We start from the raw sequence: 16,632 nt of genomic DNA on the forward strand, positions 1-16,632 counted from the left end.
CTAGTGGGCGCCGAACTGCCCTCCCGGACAGCGGGGCGCCGATAGCCTGCGCTGTGATGAAGAAGTTGCTCGCCGCCGCCGGCCTCGGATTGGCCGCGGCCGGCTTCCGTCGCCACCGCGCGCTGCGCGACGACCTGGCCGCCATCCCCGCCGAGTACCGCAGCCCGCTGCTGATGCTGCTGGCCACCGATGTCACCGCGGGTTCACTGCGGTTCAACCGAATGCTCTTCGGCGGCATCCGGACGCCCGCCGGCCGCGGCGTGACGGTGCGCACGCAGCACGTCGGCGCCGTGCCGGTCGAGGTCAGCACCCCCGACGGCACCCGGGTGCGTCCGGGTGTGCTCTACCTGCACGGCGGCGGCATGGTCCTGGGTTCACCGAAGGTCGAGGCGTTCAACAGCGCCCGCACCGCGCGCGAACTGGACGCCGTCGTCGTCTCCCCGGACTACCGGCTGGCGCCCGAGCATCGGTACCCGGCCGCGCTGGATGACTGCATGGCGGCGCTGTACTGGATGCGCGAGCACGCCGCGGAACTGGGCATCGACGCCGAGCGGATCGCGGTCACCGGATCAAGCGCCGGCGGTGGTCTGGCAGCGGCAGTGGCCCAACGCGCGTACGACGAGGGCATCCGGTTGCGCGCGCAGACCCTGTACTACCCGATGCTCGACGATCGCACCGTGCTGCGCGACACCGGCCACCGCGGCCGCTTCGCGTGGACGACGGGTTCGAATCGGTTCGGCTGGACCAGCTACCTCGGGCACCCGCCGCGGGAATCCGACGCCCCGCAGTATGCCGCGCCGGCCCGACGCGAGGATCTGGCCGGGTTGGCCCCAGCCTGGATCGGCGTGGGCGAGCTGGACCTGTTCCACGACGAATCGGTCGACTACGCCGAGCGGTTACAGGCCGCGGGGGTGCCGTGTGAGCTGCTCACCGTGCCCGGTATGTATCACGGGGCCGATGCCTTGGCGGCGAAAACCGCTGCCATGCAAGAATTTCGACGCGCCGACAGCCAGCATCTGCGCACCCATTTGGCGCCGGATCACACGTAGAGCGCGGGGAACGGGCCGAACGGCAGGTTGCGCACCACGAACCACGCCACGGCGATGACCAGCGCCACCATCGCGGCCCACCGGTGGTGCTGCCAACTGCGCACCACCCGATTACTCAGCCGGCCGTACAGCCAGGCCCCGTAGGCCCACAGCAGCAGACCGATCGCAAGCAGACCGACCGCGTTGTAGCGCAGCGCGCCGAGCACGTCGCCGTGCAGCATCGAATAGATCATCCGCAGGCTGCCGCAACCCGGGCAGTCGATGCCCAGCAGCGCCTTGGTCGGGCAGACCGGCAACAGCCCGCCGGGTGTGGTCGGGTCGGCCAGCGCGATCACCGCGCAACCGGCGACCGCGACCGCCGCCACCCCCACCGGCTGCGCCAGGCGGCGCAGCACGGCGGGTTGGTGGACGACGACGGACACGGCTGCCGACTAGTAGGACGACATGCTGGCGACGCCGCCGGCGACCATCACGATCAGGTAGATGACAGCGACCACCACGCCGGCGATCGCGCCCCAGATGGCGAACTTCTTGGCATCCTCGGCGGCCTTCTGCGCCTCGGCGTAATTCCCGCCGGCCCACAGCCCGTTGACCTTGGCGGAGTTGACGATGGACACGATGCCCAGCGGCAGACAGCACAGCACGGTGACCAGGATGGCCCAGACCAGGTAGTTGTCCGGGGGCGGCCCGGCAGCGCCCGGCGTCGGTCCGCCGTAGTACGGCTGATCGGGCGGGGGCGGCGGCGGATAGCTCATGGATGCAGATCCTCTGGGGAGTAGGAATGGAACCGAACCGGAGCCCGGCGTGCGGATGTCCTACCCCGCCTCCGAAGCACCATTCCGGATGCTAACGCACCCCGCAGCCGGACGACTGCAGAAACTTGGCCGGCCGGACCGAGTTAGCCGGTCGAGCGCACCGGCTCGATCGGCAGCCACCGCAACGCACCCGGCGCCTGCGCGGGTACCACCGGATGCTCGGGCGCGATCGGGTCCAGCCGGCGGTACGGCTGGCCCTGCACCGGGCGCAGTTCCTCGCCGGACTTGTTGGGCCACAACGCCGCAGCGCGTTCGGCCTGCGCGCTGATCGACAGCGACGGATTGACGCCCAGGTTGGCCGAGATCGCCGCACCGTCCATCACGTGCAGCGTCGGGTAGCCGTACACCCGCTGATACGGGTCGATCACGCCGGTTTCCGGATTGTCGCTGATCGCCGCTCCACCGAGGAAGTGCGCGGTCAGCGGGATGTTGAACAGCTCGCCCCAGGTACCACCGGCCACCCCGTCGATCTTGGCCGCGATCCGGCGGGTCACCTCGTTGCCGGCCGGGATCCAGGTCGGGTTGGGTTCGCCGTGCCCCTGTTTGCTGCTCATCACCCGCAGCCCCAACTTGGTCTTGCGGGTGAACGTGGTGATCGAGTTGTCCAGATGCTGCATCACCAGCGCGATCATGGTGCGTTCGCTCCACCGGGACGGGTTGAGCAGCCGCAGCATCTTGCCCGGATCTTCGCGGGCCTGATCGAGCAGCTGACGCCAGCGCGGCACGTCGGTGCCTTGCGGTCCGGTGCCGTCGGTCATCAGGGTCTGCAGCAGGCCCATCGCGTTGGAGCCCTTGCCGTAGCGCACCGGTTCGACGTGGGTGTCGCCGGTGGGATGGATCGACGACGTGATCGCCACGCCGTGAGTCAGATCCAGATCCTCGCCGACCGCGAGCCGACCGGCGCCGACGATGGATTCCGAGTTGGTCCGGGTCAGCACACCGAGCTGGCTGGAGAGCTTGGGCAGCTTGCCGGTGTCGCGCATCTTGAACAACAACCGCTGGGTGCCGTAGGTCCCGGCCGCCAACACCAGGTGGGTGGCGGTGAAGGTGCGCCGCTTGCGCCGCAACATCCGCCCGGTGCGCACGGTGTGCACCTCCCACAGGCCGTCGGCGCGCTGTTCGAACCCGGTCACGGTGGTCATCGGATGCACCCGGGCCCCGGCCGATTCCGCCAGCCCCAGGTAGTTCTTCACCAGGGTGTTCTTGGCGCCATGCCGACAACCGGTCATGCATTCGCCGCATTCGATGCAGCCGGTGCGCTCCGGGCCTGCGCCGCCGAAGTACGGGTCGGGCACCTTCTTGCCAGGCGTCTTGGTGCCGTCGGGACCGAAGAACACCCCGACCGGGGTGGCCACGAAGGTGTCGCCGACGCCCATGTCCTCGGCCACTTCCTTCATGATCCGGTCGGCGTCGGTGAAGGTCGGATTGGTGACCACGCCCAGCATCCGCTTGGCCTGCTCGTAGTGCGGCATCAACTCGGCGCGCCAGTCGGTGATGTGCTTCCACTGCTTGTCGTTGAAGAACGGCTCCGGCGGCACGTACAGGGTGTTGGCGTAGTTCAGCGAACCTCCGCCGACACCGGCCCCGGCCAGGATCATCACGTTGCGCAGCAAATGGATGCGCTGGATGCCGTAGCAACCCAGTTTGGGCGCCCACAGGAACCTGCGCAGGTCCCAGGAAGTCTTGGCGAAGTCCGCGTCAGTGAAGCGCTGCCCGGCTTCCAGTACGCCGACCCGGTAACCCTTCTCGGTGAGCCGCAACGCGCTGACGCTGCCGCCGAAACCCGAGCCGATGATCAAAACGTCGTAGTCCGGATCCATCGGCTCAGTATGGACTTACTCGCCGGTAACCTCTAGCGAGGTTGCCCTAACTTGGGGCGGCTGCGGCGGGGTCGGGTGCGTGAACCGTCAATTGTGTACGCGGCTTCTCGCGAAACGTGTTCACAATTCACGGTTCACGAACCGACCGGCCGGCCGGCACTCAGCTCCCGACGGTCAGGCCGACCTTCTGGAACTCCTTGAGGTCGCAGTACCCGGCCTTGGCCATCGACCGGCGCAGCCCGCCGACCAGGTTCAGCGAACCGAACGGGTCGTCGCTGGGTCCGTTGAGCACGTCGTCCAGCGACGGCCGCTCCCCCACCGCGATCTGCAGCAGCGCGCCGCGCGGCAACGACGGGTGCGCCGCGGCCGACGGCCAGAACCAGCCGTCGCCGAGCGCCTCGGCCGAGGCCGCCAGCGGTGTGCCGAGTACGACCGCGTCGGCGCCGCAGGCGATCGCCTTGGCCAGATCGCCCGAACTGTGGATGTCGCCGTCGGCCAGCACGTGCACGTACCGGCCGCCGGTCTCGTCGAGGTACTCGCGGCGGGCCGCGGCCGCGTCGGCGATCGCGGTGGCCATCGGCACGCTGATACCGAGCACCTCGTCGCTGGTGGTCGCACCGGCCGTCGACCCGTAGCCGACGATCACGCCGGCCGCCCCGGTGCGCATCAGGTGCAGCGCGGTGCGGTGGTCGAGCACCCCGCCGGCCACCACCGGCACGTCGAGCTCGGAGATGAAAGTCTTGAGGTTCAGCGGCTCACCGTCGGAAGCGACCCGCTCCGCGGAGATGATCGAACCCTGGATCACCAGCAGGTCGATCCCGGCCGCCACCAGCGCCGGCGTGAGCACCTGCGCGTTCTGCGGGCTGACCCGCACGGCCGTGGTCACCCCGGCCTCCCGGATCCGGGCGACGGCGGCGCCGAGCAACTCGGGATCCAGCGGCGCGGCATGCAGCTGCTGCAGCAACCGCACCGCGGCCGACGGCTCAGGCTCCTTGGCCGCCGCCTCGACGACCTGCGCGATCTTGGCTTCGACGTCGGCGTGCCGGCCGATCAGGCCCTCGCCGTTGAGCACCCCGAGACCGCCCAGCCGGCCCAGTTCGATGGCGAACTCCGGCGACACCAGGGCATCGGTGGCGTGGCTGACCACCGGGATCTCGAACCGGTAGGCATCCAGTTGCCAGGCCGTCGACACATCCTTGGAGGACCGGGTACGCCGGGACGGGACGATGTTGACGTCGGCCAATTCATAGGTCCGGCGGGCAGTTCTGCCCATGCCGATTTCGACCAGATCGCGCACTTAAGTTTCTCCCTCTAGCGCGAGTAGTAGTTCGGCGCTTCGACGGTCATGGTGATGTCGTGCGGGTGGCTTTCCTTGAGTCCCGCGGCGGTGATCCGAACGAACTGGGCGCGGTGCAGGTCCTCGATGCTGGCCGATCCGGTGTATCCCATCGCAGCCCGCAGACCACCGGTGAGCTGGTGGATCACCGTCGACAGCGGACCGCGGAACGGCACCCGGCCCTCGATGCCCTCGGGCACCAGCTTGTCCTCGGAGAGTACGTCGTCCTGGAAGTAGCGGTCCTTGGAGAACGAGCCGCGGGTGCCGCCGGCCGCGCCGCGGCCCTGCATGGCGCCCAGCGAGCCCATCCCGCGGTAACTCTTGAACTGTTTGCCGTTGACCAGGATCAGGTCACCGGGCGACTCCGCGGTACCGGCCAGCAGCGAACCCAACATGGCCGTGGAGGCGCCGGCGGCCAGCGCCTTGGCGATGTCCCCGGAGTACTGCAGGCCACCGTCGGCGATCACCGGCACACCGTGCGGCGCGCACGCCGCGTTGGCTTCCAGGATCGCGGTGATCTGCGGCGCCCCGACCCCGGCCACCACCCGGGTGGTGCAGATCGAGCCCGGTCCGACGCCCACCTTGACCGCATCGGCACCGGCCTCCACCAGGGCGGCCGCGGCACCGCGGGTCGCGACGTTGCCGCCGACCACCTCGACCCGCTCGCCCACCTCACCCTTGAGCTTGCCGACCATGTCCAGCACCCGACGGTTGTGTGCGTGCGCGGTGTCCACGATCAGCACGTCGACGCCGGCGTCGACCAGGGCCATCGAGCGTTCCCAGGCGTCGTCGCCGACGCCCACGGCGGCCCCGACCAGCAGCCGCCCGTCGCTGTCCTTGGTCGCGTTCGGATGCTGTTCGGTCTTGACGAAGTCCTTGACCGTGATCAGACCGGTGAGCTTGCCGTGTCCGTCGACGATCGGCAGCTTCTCGATCTTGTGCCGGCGCAGCAGCCCCAGCGCGGCGTCGGCGCTGACCCCTTCGCGGGCGGTGATCAGCGGCGCCTTGGTCATCACCTCGGCGACCGGCTTGTTCAGGTCGACCTCGAAGCGCATGTCGCGGTTGGTGATGATGCCGACGAGCGCGCCGGCGTCGTCCACCACCGGCAACCCGGAGATCCGGAACCGCGCGCACATGGCGTCGACCTCGGCCAGCGTGTTGTTCGGCGAGCAGGTCACCGGGTCGGTGACCATCCCGGCCTCGGAACGCTTGACGGTTTCGACCTGGCCGGCCTGCTCGGCCAGCGGAAGGTTGCGGTGCAGTACGCCCATGCCACCGGCGCGGGCCATCGCGATGGCCATCCGGGCCTCGGTCACGGTGTCCATCGCCGAGCTGACCAACGGCACGTTGAGCCGGATCTTGCGGGTCAGCTGGCTCGACGTGTTGGCCGTGGCCGGGATGACGTCGGAGGCAGCCGGCAGTAGCAGCACGTCGTCGAAGGTGAGACCCAGCATCGCGATCTTGGTCGGATCATCGCCACCGGTCGGCACTGCGTCGGTGCGGAATTCGGCGTCGGATACTGGTCGAGCCATCGGCGAGGCCTCCCATTGGAATGTACGGCGAGGAGACCATCCTATCGGCTCGTGGCAGCCCCGATGACGCCCCCGGCGCCGCGGCCTGGCCTGGGATCCGCTGGCCTCCGCGCAGCTGGCTGCGTAGGGTGGAGGCGTGCGCGACCACCTGCCACCGGGATTGCCACCGGATCCGTTTGCTGACGACCCCCACGACCCGTCAGCAGCACTGGATGCCATCGAGCCGGGTACCCCACTGGACCCGCAGGAGCGTGCCGCGGTCGAAGCCGATCTGGCCGACCTGGCGATCTACGAAGCTCTCTTGGCGCACAAGGGGATTCGCGGTCTGGTGGTGTGCTGTGACGATTGTCAGCAGGACCACTACCACGACTGGGACATGCTGCGCGCCAACCTGCTGCAACTGCTGGTCGACGGGACCGTGCGCCCGCACGAACCGGCCTACGACCCGGAACCGGACGCCTACGTCACCTGGGACTACTGCCGGGGCTACGCCGATGCGTCGCTCAACGAAGCAGCCTCGGAAAGTGATGGATATCGCTGATCTGCGGCTTTGATCGCCGCGTGCTCAGCCCGCTCGCTCAGCCCTGGTCGTCGGCCGCCACCGTGGTGGTGGTGGTGGTGGTGGTGACGACGGCTTCTTCCTCTTCCTCGGCGGCCTCGGCCACCGACGGCTCGGCAGCCGGTGCCTGCTCGACTACTTCTTCCTCGGCGGCCGCCGGCGCACTGGGTTCGACCTGAACCACCGTGCTGGTGACCGGCCCTCCGGTCACCGACGTCGGCACCTGCGCGGCCGGTGACCCCGGCGTGGTCGGCACCGAGGTCGGCGGTGCGGAGGTACGCGGCGCACTGGTCGCCGTCGCCGTCGTCGCCGGCGCCGACGTCGGGGTCGGGGTCGCAGAAGGCGACGCCGAGGTGGGCGTGGTGGCCGGCGCCGAGGTGGACGTGGCCGGCGCGCTCGTCACCGCCGACGTCTCGGTGCCGGACGGCTCGGTGGTCTCGGCACCCGACGGCTCGGTGGTCTGGGTGCCCGACGTCTCGGAGCCGGTGGTCTCGCTGGTCTCGGGAGCCGAAGATTCGGTGGTCGTGGTGACGGCCTCGGTCAGGGCCTGCTCACCGGGCTGTTCGCTGGGCGGCACGGTGGCCTCCGGGTCCCGGGTTTCGACCTTGGCGTGCAACAGATTCCACTCGTCTTGCAGTTCCTGACGGCGCGCGGTGTCATCGACCGTCTGCACCGAGGTGCTGACCGCTTCCAGCTTCTGCTGGGCCTGTTCCCAGTTGCCGGCCTCGATCATCCGCTGCACTTCGGCCATCTCGGTCTGCGCGGCCAGCATCACGCGGTCGTCGCGCACCGACTGCGGCTCGCCGAACACCGTGGTGCGCAGTCCGTAGAGGGCGTCGTTGGGGCCGGCCCCGGCCACCACCCCGGCGAAACCGCCCACGCACAGCATGGCTGCGGCGATCGACCCGACCAAGGTCAGGCCGCGCCGAGACGGTGGCGTGGACGCCCGCGCCGACAACCCTTCGTGCAGCGCATCCTCGGCGGCGTCCAGGTCGATCAGTCCGGCCGACGGGCCGCGCACGTCGTCGCGCCAGGCTTCGAGCAGCTCGAACAGCGCGGCATCGCCCGGGTCGGCCGGGCGAACCCGGCGTTCCGCGGCCAACGCGTCGAGCAGTTGATCGGTCTGCGCGATGGCATCCAACGATTCGGGTCCGCCCCGTTCGAAGTCAGCCACGGTCATATCCCGTCTCTGCGATCTGCGCCTTGAGCCGCGCGAGCGCCCGATGTTGGGCCACCCGCACGGCGCCGGCCGTGCTGCCGACGGCCTCCGCCGTCTCTTCGGCGGACATGCCGACGACCACGCGCAAGATCAAGATCTCGCGCTGTTTTTCTGGCAACACCTGCAGCAAGGCGTCCATCCGAGCAGCCGCGTCGGAGTTGATCGCCATCTGCTCGGGACCCATGTCCAGCGAATACCGCTCGGGCACGGATTCGGTCGGCTCGGCGCGGTTGCGGGCGGCGGCCCGGTGCGCGTCGGCGACCTTGTGCGCTGCGATGCCGTACACGAAGGCCAGGAACGGTCGTCCCTGATCCTGGTAGCGCGGCAACGCCATCATGGCGGCCAAGCACACCTCCTGTGCCACGTCATCAGCTGAGAGCCCGCTGCGCTCCGCGGTTCCGATTCGTGCCCGGCAATACCGGACCACGACCGGGCGGATGGTCTCCAGCACTTCCCGGAGCGCATCTCGGTCACCGGCCATTGCGTCAGCAACGACGGCGTCGAGACGTTCTCCTGGAATTGTCATCGACGGCGGCTTCTCCAACGTTACGAGCCGGACAGATCCCGGCGGCGCGGCACGCCTAAACAATAACCGTCGACCTGGGGCCGGAATCGGCAACGCGCTGGGGGCGGGCCGCGTCGGCGGGCTCAGCTACGCCAGGTTCCGCCGCGCCGGCGGACCGTTACGGCGGCCGAATCGCGGATCGCGGCGACCTCCCCGGCGCTGTGTGCGTCGCTGCCGATCCCGGCCAGCAAGCTGGCCAGCGCCCAGCGCAGTGGCACCAGGCCCAGCGCCGCGGTGGTCTCCAGGGCCGCGTCGGCCAGGCGGCGGGCCTGCTCGAGCTGACCCGCGCAGCACGCCGCGGCTGCGGACACGACCTGGCTTTTCACCCGATGTCGTAGCGACGGGCCGGCCTCGGCGAGTTGCACGGCGCGACGCGCGTGCGCGACGGCGGCGCCGGCCTCCCCGCGGGCCATCGCCAGCTCGGCACTGACCCACTGCAACCGCACCGCCAGCCGTTCGGGGACCGCTTCGGGGTCGGGTGCGCCGGCCAGTGTGGTCGCGGCGCGGTCCAGCAGCGCGGCCGAGGCGGCAAACCTGCCGACCCCGAGCGCGTCGGCGGCCAAACCGACCAGCGCGTCGACTCGCGCCTCGACGTCCGAACCCGCCAGCAACGCGGCCCGGCCGTCCCAGCCGCGCGCCTCGCGGTGCCCAGCCAACTGCCGCAGCAGCGAACCCTGCGTGCTGTAGGCCAGCGAAGCCAGCGGGTCGCCGGCCGGCACGCTGCGGCGCAGCACCGCCAGCTCCGCGTAGGCGGCCCCGTAGTAGCCCTGCCCGGCCGCGGCCACCGCGCGCAGCCAGTGTTCGCGCGGTGTCTCGGTGGCCGGCAGCGGCCAGCGTCCCGGCTCGGCTCCGAATGCGGACTCGATCAACCTCTGGCAGGCTGCCGAGGACGGCTCAAACGACGGACTGGGCACCGCGGCACGCTATCAAGCCGCTATCTGGGTTAACAGTTTGTCTGCGCGGCGTTACCGGCAGATCAACTGCCCGATCGGGATATGGCTTGGGAATGCCGCCGGACCCGTCCGGGCGCGCCGGGAACGGGCTCGATAGCAGCGATCCGGATTGCAAATGAACAAATAGATGAACGTGACGTAAATTCTCGGGCTGCGAATATGTCATTCCGCACAGCGCAAGACTATTGACGCAATTTCGGCCATCCCCCTACCTTGTGGGTGCACATCGAGAATGTCATCGGCGACGCACTCGGATCTCACTTTCCTTTGGCATCAAAGGACCTTGGCCAGAAGGGTTTTCCAATGCCACAGCCGCAGCAGCTTCCTGGACCCAATGCAGACATCTGGGATTGGCAGATGCACGGCGTGTGCCGAGGCGTCGATTCCTCGATGTTCTTCCACCCTGATGGCGAGCGTGGCCGGGCCCGGGCGCAGCGGGAAATGCGCGCCAAGGAGATGTGCCGTAGTTGCCCGGTGATCACGCAGTGCCGGACGCACGCCCTCAGTGTCGGGGAGCCCTACGGCATCTGGGGCGGACTCAGCGAATCCGAGCGTGAGCTGTTGCTCAAACGCGGCATCCGACGCACCGCCTGAGGTTCACGATCCGGCCAGGCCGTGTCGCACCGCGTACAGACTGGCCCCCACCCGGTTGGACACCCCGATCTTGGCGTAGGTCCGCTCGACGTGATTGCGGGCCGTCTTCTCGCTGATCACCAGGGCACTCGCGATCTGCCGGTTGGTGGCGCCGGTGGCCACCAGACGCAGCACTTCGACTTCCCGAGCGGTGAGTCCGTCCGGCCGCAACGATGCGCGCCGGCCGGACTGCCCGCCGGCGTGTAGCACCGCCTCGACTGCGACCTCGTCCAGTTCCCCGGACCGCACCCGGCCCCGTAGCCGGCGCTGCGCGTCGGCCGTCGACAACGCCGGCCGGTACGGTCGGGGCTCCAGCGCCGACTGGTAGGCCACCGCCGCCGCCAGGATCCGGTCCGGCATGCCCAGGGCGGCCCCGGCCAGAGCGCGTGGGTAGCCGCTGCCGTCGACGCATTCGTGGCGATTGCCGGCGAGGACGGCGACGTCGCGAAGACCGGTGACCCGGTTGAGAATTCGCGTGGTCAGGTACGGATGCAGGCGCACCCGTTCGAATTCGGTGCTGGACAACCCCGCGGGTTTGGACCAAATCTGGTTGCTCACCCCGATCCGGCCCAGATCATGCACGTAGCCGGTCCGTCGGGTCAGCGTGACCGTCGCCTGATCGCACCCGGCCGCGCTCACCGCCGCGCCGGCCAACCGACCCACCGCGGTCGAATGGCCAAGGGTGAAGGGACATTTCAGATCCACGAATTCCCCCAGCGCGGCCAACAAGGTCTCCAGCTGCGCGTCGTCGAGGCGTCGGCCGGCTTCGGGTGCCTGCGCCAGCGCAGCAGTCCAGCTGTCGCCGTCCGGCGCGGTCAACAGCGATTCGGCGTCGGCGGCCACCACAGCGACCACTTGCGGGTCGAATTGCCCGCCGCTGCGCGCGGCCAAGACCGTGCGAACCGCGTCGAGTCCGCCGTTGCGGTAATGCACTTCGACGACGTCGGCCACCTGCGCCACCCGCATGGCGATCGGGATCTGGTCGGCGCGAGCGCCGGCCGGCAGGCCGGAGCCGTCGTAGCGCTCGAACGTGTAGCCCAGTGCCATCTGAACGTCCTCGGCGAGCCCGAACCGCTGCGCCAGCAGCGCGGCCGATGTGCAGTGCGAATGAATCATTCGGGCGAAGGCACCGCGGGCCTCGAACAGCAGTGTGGCCATCGTCGTCAACCGATGGGCCAACGGTTCGCCGCGGGCCACGTTGCCGAGCAGGAACCGCAAGTACGGCAACCCCGACCAGTCGACCTGGTAGGCGTCGCGGCGCACCGCGATGTCATCGCCGAACCAGCGCGCGTACTCATGGGAATCGGCGTGACAGCCGATCCACATCAACAGGTTCAGGTAGTAGCCACAGTCCCGCTGCGCACCATCGAGTCCGAGTCGGTCGGCAATCCTGGTGCCCAGCAGCGCCGAGCGCAGCATGTGCTCGGCGGGTTGGCCCAGACCCAGGTCGATCGCGACCGACAGTGCCGCGAGCAGTTCAGCCCGCGTCACCCGGAGGGCGTCGTCGGTGCGGGTCATCGCCCCTGATTCTGCTCCGGATCGAACCGTCCCTGGCCCACAACGGCCAGACCGCGCTGCGGTGCCCGGAAGTCGGCCAACCGGGCCTGCTGCGGCAGCCGCGCCAGACTGCCCAGGTCGGTGCCGAACAGTTCGGCGCGCGAAGCCGCGACCGCCCACATCCGTTTGGGTGCGATCCGGAATCGCTGACCGTTGGGCATCGTGCCGGCCAATCGCACCTGCCCGGCACGCAGCACCGGCCCGGCGACCCGGCCGATCATGCCCAGACTCACCGGATGGGTCCAGCACGCCTCCGGCAGTGCCAAGGCCACCCGACTCATCAGCCGGGTCGCCGCGGTGTGCCGCAGTTGCACCACCCAATCCAGCACGTCCGGAATCTCGACGGTGAGCGTGAAATCGTCGGTCCAGGTCACGCCGATCGGGCAGACGACCGCGTCGTTGGGCGTAGCCGAACTGAAGTAGCGCGCACAACTGAGTTCACCGGGTGTGGTGGCGTAGAAGGTCCACACCCCGGTCGGGTCGCGGTGCCACACCGACCGATAGCCGGGGGTGCCGTCCGACAGGAACGACGCCGCCGGAAAGTCGCGCAACGCCAAGTAGTGGCCGCTGCCGAACGGCAAACCCATCACGCCGAAACCGGTCACGGTTTCGGCGGCGCCGGTCGGCAACGTGGGGTTGGCGGCCACCTCGGTGGCGGCGGTACGGGGGCTGAAGATGGTGGACATGAGAACATCGTCGGACGGCCGACGGCCCCGACGAATGGGGCAACTGCCTCAACTTTTGCCGAAGGAGGCCACCAGGTGAAGACGCTGGCAACGGCGATGACGGCAGCCGCGCTGCTGTTGGCGGGCTGCGCTGCGCCGACGGAGGGCACCGCGATCCCGGTCGCCGACGCCACCGAACAGGTGGACGTGACGGTGATGGACACCGGCAAGTACTCGGTGGTGCCGCAAGAGCCGTTCGGCAAGTCCGGCGACCGCGGCCCGAACAGTTCTGCGTTGGCCGAAGCCCACCGGATGGCGTCCGCCGTGGTCGGGCCGTGGCAGCTGGATCCCGAGCTGCGCTGGCGCGGCGAGATCAACAAGACCCACCTGACCCTGCCGATGCCCACCGCCCAGCAACTGCAGGGCAGCGATCTGTTCGATGAACAGCAGGCCGCAATCGCCGAAACCCACGGCTTCGTAACGGGTTTCACCACCTTCCGGACCGCGCGGTGCACTACCGGTGGAGCTGGTCAACGCCGTGCTGCGCTTCCCCACCCCGGAGGCAGCAGCGGCTGCGGCCACTGAAATATCGTCCGCCGCAGCACAATTGCCCACCGACGGGACCGCGCGAGAGGCTGCGCCGATCCCCGGACATCCGGAGGCGTTCGCAAACCGGCACCTCAACGCAGCCGGTCTGGACAGCGTGCAGAGTTTCAGCGCGCACGGTCCCTTCATGCTGATCCAGTACGTGCGGACCGCCACCGGCGCCCCGATCACCGCTGAGACGCGGGTGCAGTCGGTGATCGATGCGCAAATCGTCGCGCTGGACCAGTTCCAGCCCACCCCAGTAGACCAAATGGGCGAACTGCCGGTTGATTTCACCGACGGCATGCTGGCGGCCACGCTGCGCGACGGCGAGACCGACGTCGGGGTGACGATCGGCGCCTGGGAGCCCGACGCCTGGCTGCACTTCGAGAACAATCCGATACGGGCTCAGGAAGTGTTCACCGCAACCGGGGTGGATGCGGTGACCCAGTTCATCCCCACCGTCTACCGGGCCCGCGACGCCGAAGCCGCAAGCGAATTGGGCGATTGGCTGGTCGACCAGGCCGCCGACGAATCCAACGACGACACCATCGGCGACGTGCCCGGGCTTCCGTCGGCGTACTGCGTGACCCGAGCCAAGGGCGCACAACCGCCGGACGCCGCACCGTCCTGGCGGCGCATCGAGTGGAAGTACTTCTGCGTCGCGACCGCCGACCGGTACGCCTTCACGGTGTTCGCCGACACCGAGGACGACGTCAAACAACGCGTTTCGGCGCAGTACCGACTGCTGGCCGGCGAATAGTTCGGTAGCCGACCGCGGTCAAGCTGATCAGGCGCGCACCGCGGGCCAGAACAGGTCGAACAGTCGCTGCTCCCACCCGGCGGCGACGACGCCAGTGCGCGCCCGTTCGGCGATGTAGCCGCCCACCACGGCATCGATCAGCGCCGCGAAGTCGATGTCGTCGCGCATCGCGCCGTCGGTGTTGCGCTGTTCGATCGCGGTGGCCAGCACGCCGCGCTGATCGACCAGGATCTGCCGGAACAATGAGCTGAACTCGGGGTCCTCGTCGGTCAGCATGGCCGCAAAGCCGCCGATCCCGACGCCGTCCTCGATGGCCTCCACGGCGTGCACGATCAGCCAGCGCAGCCGCTCCTGCGCGGTGGCCTCGGGCGGCAGCGGGGGCGGGCTGGCCAGCCCGGACAGCGCCCCGGCGAGCATGTCGCGGCGGTTCTGATGACGCCGATAGATGGTGGTCTTGGCGATGCCGGAGTGCGCTGCGACGGCTTCGACGGTTACCGCCCGCGCGCCGCGGGTACGCAACAGGTGCAAGGTCGATTTTGCGATGCCGTTTTCGACGTTGCGCCGCTGCGCCATCGTCACCGTCCGTTCCGCCAGGCGCCTCCCGGCCGGGCAATAACAGTACGCCCAAACCCTTGCGCGATACGCTACGCGTAGCGTATTATTAAAGCCATAGAACTTAGAGAGGTGATGTCATGTTCAAGCTTTCCCGCCGTTCCGGCCTCGTCTACGCGGGCTATGTGTGCCTGCTGCTTGCCTTCGTCTCGCTGGGCGTGTTGGTTGCCATGCTGGCAATCGGCAGCCAGTACGCACTGGTCGCCGCCGCGGCACTGGTACTGATGATGATCGGTTCTGTCGTGGGCTTCCGGCTCGGCGCCCGCGCCGAGATCAAGGCCGACGAGCAGCTGAGCATCTTCGCGGCCCCGATCCGCCAGGCGCAGATCGACCGCTACCAGGAGATGTACCGCCGCGCCTTCGACGATGTCACCAGCGACGATGTCACCACCGACGACGATCGGCTGATCAAGACCGCTGCCTGACCGGCGCTCCATACTTTCGGCCTGACCCTACTTCGGGGTCAGGCCGAAAAGCACTGTGGCACCGGACTTTCCCTTCAGCACATGCGCACCCCGGTCGGCGAGGCCGGCGGGCGTACTGGTCAGGGCGGCAAAGGTCTGCTGGGTCAGCAGGATCGGGTCACCCGTGACCTTGGTGAGCTGCTCCACCCGAGCTGCCGCATTGACGGTGTCGCCGATCAAGGTGAATTCCAACTTGCCGGCTGCACCGATGGTGCCGGCGATCACCGGACCGGTGCTGATGCCGATCCCGATCCGAAGCTCCCCGCCGAAGTGGCGTTCGACCTTGCGGTAGACGTCCGCGGCGGCCCGCACCGCGGCATCGGCGTGCGCGGCGAGGTCGTCCGGGGCGCCGAACACCGCCAGCGCACCGTCGCCGAGGAACTTGTTCACATGGCCACCGGCGTCGACCACGACGGGCACCACGATCTCGAACAACGCGTTGAGGCGGGCCACGGTGTACTCGGCCGCGTTGGCCTCGGCGAACGGGGTGAAGTCACGGATGTCGATGAACATCACGGTGACCTCCCGGCGTTCACCGGTGAACACGTCGTCGCCCTGGTCGAGCAGTCGCGCCGCCAGGACGGGGTCGACGTAGGTACCGAAAGCGGACTGCAGGCGTTGCCGCTCGGCCAATCCCGCCTGCATCCGGTTGAACGACGCTGCCAGCGCGCCGAGATCGTCGTCCTGGACCACCGGGAGTCGCCGACCGTACTCCCCCGAGGCCACCCGTTCGGTGCCTTCGGCCAGGTCCTGCAGCGGGCGCATGGACGGTGAAAACGCGGCGGCGACCGTTATCGGCACGCCAAAGCCGAGCGTCAAACCAATGCCGATCAGCACCCAGCGGACCGGCGATTGGTTCGCTTCGAACAGGGCCGAGCACATCGCGCCCGCCAAGGCGAACGCCAGAGCCACCGCGAGCATGGACAACTTCGACCATGCCGCAAAGGTCGGCCGCGAACGAGGCAGCCGATCCCCGGTGCCCACGGCACCGGCCAGGGCAATCCGGACCGGACGCATCGGAGCTTCCGCCACGCTGTGCGCCGCAATCAGGAACGTGCTGGGTCCGAACACCGCACCCAGCAGCACATACTCGGACAGCCGGCCACCGGGTGCTCCGGCGAGCACCGCGACGGTGAGGTGCAACAGCGCACCGCACGCCGCAACCACCACCGATGAGCGGAACACCAAGCTGCGCGACCACCGGTAGGTCGCCTCCAACGCCGCGAACCGGTCCGCATCGCGACCTGATGCCCACTGCTGAGCGGGACGCCACGCCGAGCTGCCCGGCAGTATCGCTCCGTAGGCCAGCGCCAGCATGGCAATGACCGTGACGCCGACTGCCGCCAGATACCCCTGGCTGTCTTCGAAGATCACCACCACGAACGCCCCGAACAAGTAGACCGGGAACGACACCGCGAACGCCAGTGCGAAGACCGCCCAGGAATACCGCGGCCCGTGATGATCCCACGCCCACTGAAAGAAGCGTTCCATTGCGCGAGACTAAT

The 16,632-nt window shown here is 69.0% G+C and carries 17 protein-coding genes and 1 pseudogene; 6 read left to right on the forward strand and 12 right to left on the reverse strand.

Features of this window, described 5'->3' with window-relative positions:
- Positions 1-56: 56 nt before the first annotated feature.
- Entirely contained in the window at positions 57-1,049 is a 993-nt protein-coding gene (locus tag AC5Y3P_RS09935) for an alpha/beta hydrolase (RefSeq protein ID WP_500045730.1), read from the forward strand.
- On the opposite strand, the gene AC5Y3P_RS09940 is transcribed toward AC5Y3P_RS09935, so the two are convergent.
- The 5 genes and pseudogenes from AC5Y3P_RS09940 to guaB form a co-directional block, all read right to left on the reverse strand.
- Positions 1,040-1,471, reverse strand: a complete 432-nt coding sequence (locus tag AC5Y3P_RS09940; RefSeq protein ID WP_500045731.1) for a DUF2752 domain-containing protein — start codon at positions 1,469-1,471, stop codon at positions 1,040-1,042. The genes AC5Y3P_RS09935 and AC5Y3P_RS09940 overlap by 10 nt on opposite strands.
- A 9-nt stretch (positions 1,472-1,480) precedes the next feature.
- A complete protein-coding gene (locus AC5Y3P_RS09945; RefSeq protein WP_500045732.1) occupies positions 1,481-1,804 on the reverse strand; it encodes a CD225/dispanin family protein in 324 nt (107 codons plus the stop codon).
- 143 nt (positions 1,805-1,947) lie between these two features.
- A complete protein-coding gene (locus AC5Y3P_RS09950) occupies positions 1,948-3,684 on the reverse strand; it encodes a GMC oxidoreductase (RefSeq protein ID WP_500045733.1) in 1,737 nt (578 codons plus the stop codon).
- 160 nt (positions 3,685-3,844) lie between these two features.
- Positions 3,845-4,972 (reverse strand): GuaB3 family IMP dehydrogenase-related protein, encoded by a 1,128-nt coding sequence (locus AC5Y3P_RS09955; protein ID WP_500045908.1) that lies wholly within the window; start codon positions 4,970-4,972, stop codon positions 3,845-3,847.
- A gap of 23 nt (positions 4,973-4,995) precedes the next feature.
- Positions 4,996-6,592: pseudogene (gene guaB, locus AC5Y3P_RS09960) on the reverse strand (IMP dehydrogenase).
- Positions 6,593-6,688: 96 nt separating this feature from the next.
- Here guaB and AC5Y3P_RS09965 point away from each other — a divergent pair.
- A complete protein-coding gene (locus AC5Y3P_RS09965; protein ID WP_500045734.1) occupies positions 6,689-7,093 on the forward strand; it encodes a DUF5319 domain-containing protein in 405 nt (134 codons plus the stop codon).
- A gap of 37 nt (positions 7,094-7,130) precedes the next feature.
- Here the strand turns inward: AC5Y3P_RS09965 and AC5Y3P_RS09970 are convergent, their stop codons facing one another.
- The 3 genes from AC5Y3P_RS09970 to AC5Y3P_RS09980 all read right to left on the reverse strand — a co-directional run bounded on the left by AC5Y3P_RS09970 (position 7,131) and on the right by AC5Y3P_RS09980 (position 9,764).
- Positions 7,131-8,285: an anti-sigma-D factor RsdA gene (locus AC5Y3P_RS09970; protein WP_500045735.1), complete on the reverse strand. Its 1,155-nt coding sequence runs from the start codon at positions 8,283-8,285 to the stop codon at positions 7,131-7,133.
- Positions 8,278-8,856: a sigma-70 family RNA polymerase sigma factor gene (locus tag AC5Y3P_RS09975; protein ID WP_500045909.1), complete on the reverse strand. Its 579-nt coding sequence runs from the start codon at positions 8,854-8,856 to the stop codon at positions 8,278-8,280. Before AC5Y3P_RS09975 ends, AC5Y3P_RS09970 begins: the two co-directional genes overlap by 8 nt.
- Positions 8,857-8,978: 122 nt before the next feature.
- Complete coding sequence (locus AC5Y3P_RS09980; protein WP_500045736.1) at positions 8,979-9,764, reverse strand: hypothetical protein; 786 nt, start codon at positions 9,762-9,764, stop codon at positions 8,979-8,981.
- Positions 9,765-10,151: 387 nt separating this feature from the next.
- On the opposite strand from AC5Y3P_RS09980, the gene AC5Y3P_RS09985 reads away from it, so the two are divergent.
- Complete coding sequence (locus AC5Y3P_RS09985) at positions 10,152-10,442, forward strand: WhiB family transcriptional regulator (RefSeq protein ID WP_500045737.1); 291 nt, start codon at positions 10,152-10,154, stop codon at positions 10,440-10,442.
- Positions 10,443-10,445: 3 nt separating this feature from the next.
- On the opposite strand, the gene AC5Y3P_RS09990 is transcribed toward AC5Y3P_RS09985, so the two are convergent.
- Positions 10,446-11,999, reverse strand: a complete 1,554-nt coding sequence (locus AC5Y3P_RS09990; protein ID WP_500045738.1) for an HD domain-containing phosphohydrolase — start codon at positions 11,997-11,999, stop codon at positions 10,446-10,448.
- Positions 11,996-12,724 carry a hypothetical protein gene (locus tag AC5Y3P_RS09995; RefSeq protein ID WP_500045739.1) on the reverse strand — a complete coding sequence of 243 codons (729 nt, stop codon included), beginning with the start codon at positions 12,722-12,724 and terminating at the stop codon, positions 11,996-11,998. The genes AC5Y3P_RS09990 and AC5Y3P_RS09995 overlap by 4 nt, the downstream gene beginning before the upstream one ends.
- Before the next feature lie 75 nt (positions 12,725-12,799).
- Between AC5Y3P_RS09995 and AC5Y3P_RS10000 the strand changes: the two genes are divergently transcribed.
- Positions 12,800-13,288, forward strand: a complete 489-nt coding sequence (locus AC5Y3P_RS10000; protein WP_500045740.1) for a DUF7373 family lipoprotein — start codon at positions 12,800-12,802, stop codon at positions 13,286-13,288.
- Positions 13,224-14,051: a DUF7373 family lipoprotein gene (locus tag AC5Y3P_RS10005; protein WP_500045741.1), complete on the forward strand. Its 828-nt coding sequence runs from the start codon at positions 13,224-13,226 to the stop codon at positions 14,049-14,051. Before AC5Y3P_RS10000 ends, AC5Y3P_RS10005 begins: the two co-directional genes overlap by 65 nt.
- Before the next feature lie 27 nt (positions 14,052-14,078).
- On the opposite strand, the gene AC5Y3P_RS10010 is transcribed toward AC5Y3P_RS10005, so the two are convergent.
- The gene (locus AC5Y3P_RS10010) at positions 14,079-14,624 is read right to left on the reverse strand and encodes a TetR/AcrR family transcriptional regulator (RefSeq protein ID WP_500045910.1); all 546 of its coding nucleotides are present in this window, start codon (positions 14,622-14,624) and stop codon (positions 14,079-14,081) included.
- A 119-nt stretch (positions 14,625-14,743) separates the two neighbouring features.
- Here AC5Y3P_RS10010 and AC5Y3P_RS10015 point away from each other — a divergent pair, with 119 nt between their 5' ends.
- Complete coding sequence (locus AC5Y3P_RS10015; RefSeq protein ID WP_500045742.1) at positions 14,744-15,088, forward strand: hypothetical protein; 345 nt, start codon at positions 14,744-14,746, stop codon at positions 15,086-15,088.
- A gap of 27 nt (positions 15,089-15,115) precedes the next feature.
- On the opposite strand, the gene AC5Y3P_RS10020 is transcribed toward AC5Y3P_RS10015, so the two are convergent.
- Positions 15,116-16,618, reverse strand: coding sequence for an adenylate/guanylate cyclase domain-containing protein (locus AC5Y3P_RS10020; protein WP_500045743.1), 1,503 nt, complete (start codon positions 16,616-16,618; stop codon positions 15,116-15,118).
- Positions 16,619-16,632: the final 14 nt, after the last annotated feature.

This window comes from Mycobacterium sp. NGS45 (assembly GCF_059812645.1).

Bases quoted from the DNA above. Each gene is read 5' to 3' on its own strand.
- AC5Y3P_RS09935 (WP_500045730.1), top strand. From the start codon at position 57: ATGAAGAAGTTGCTCGCCGCCGCCGGCCTCGGATTGGCCGCGGCCGGC.
- AC5Y3P_RS09945 (WP_500045732.1), bottom strand. From the start codon at position 1,804: ATGAGCTATCCGCCGCCGCCCCCGCCCGATCAGCCGTACTACGGCGGA.
- AC5Y3P_RS09950 (WP_500045733.1), bottom strand. From the start codon at position 3,684: ATGGATCCGGACTACGACGTTTTGATCATCGGCTCGGGTTTCGGCGGC.
- AC5Y3P_RS09975 (WP_500045909.1), bottom strand. From the start codon at position 8,856: ATGACAATTCCAGGAGAACGTCTCGACGCCGTCGTTGCTGACGCAATG.
- AC5Y3P_RS09985 (WP_500045737.1), top strand. From the start codon at position 10,152: ATGCCACAGCCGCAGCAGCTTCCTGGACCCAATGCAGACATCTGGGAT.
- AC5Y3P_RS09990 (WP_500045738.1), bottom strand. From the start codon at position 11,999: ATGACCCGCACCGACGACGCCCTCCGGGTGACGCGGGCTGAACTGCTC.
- AC5Y3P_RS09995 (WP_500045739.1), bottom strand. From the start codon at position 12,724: ATGTCCACCATCTTCAGCCCCCGTACCGCCGCCACCGAGGTGGCCGCC.
- AC5Y3P_RS10010 (WP_500045910.1), bottom strand. From the start codon at position 14,624: ATGGCGCAGCGGCGCAACGTCGAAAACGGCATCGCAAAATCGACCTTG.
- AC5Y3P_RS10015 (WP_500045742.1), top strand. From the start codon at position 14,744: ATGTTCAAGCTTTCCCGCCGTTCCGGCCTCGTCTACGCGGGCTATGTG.
- AC5Y3P_RS10020 (WP_500045743.1), bottom strand. From the start codon at position 16,618: ATGGAACGCTTCTTTCAGTGGGCGTGGGATCATCACGGGCCGCGGTAT.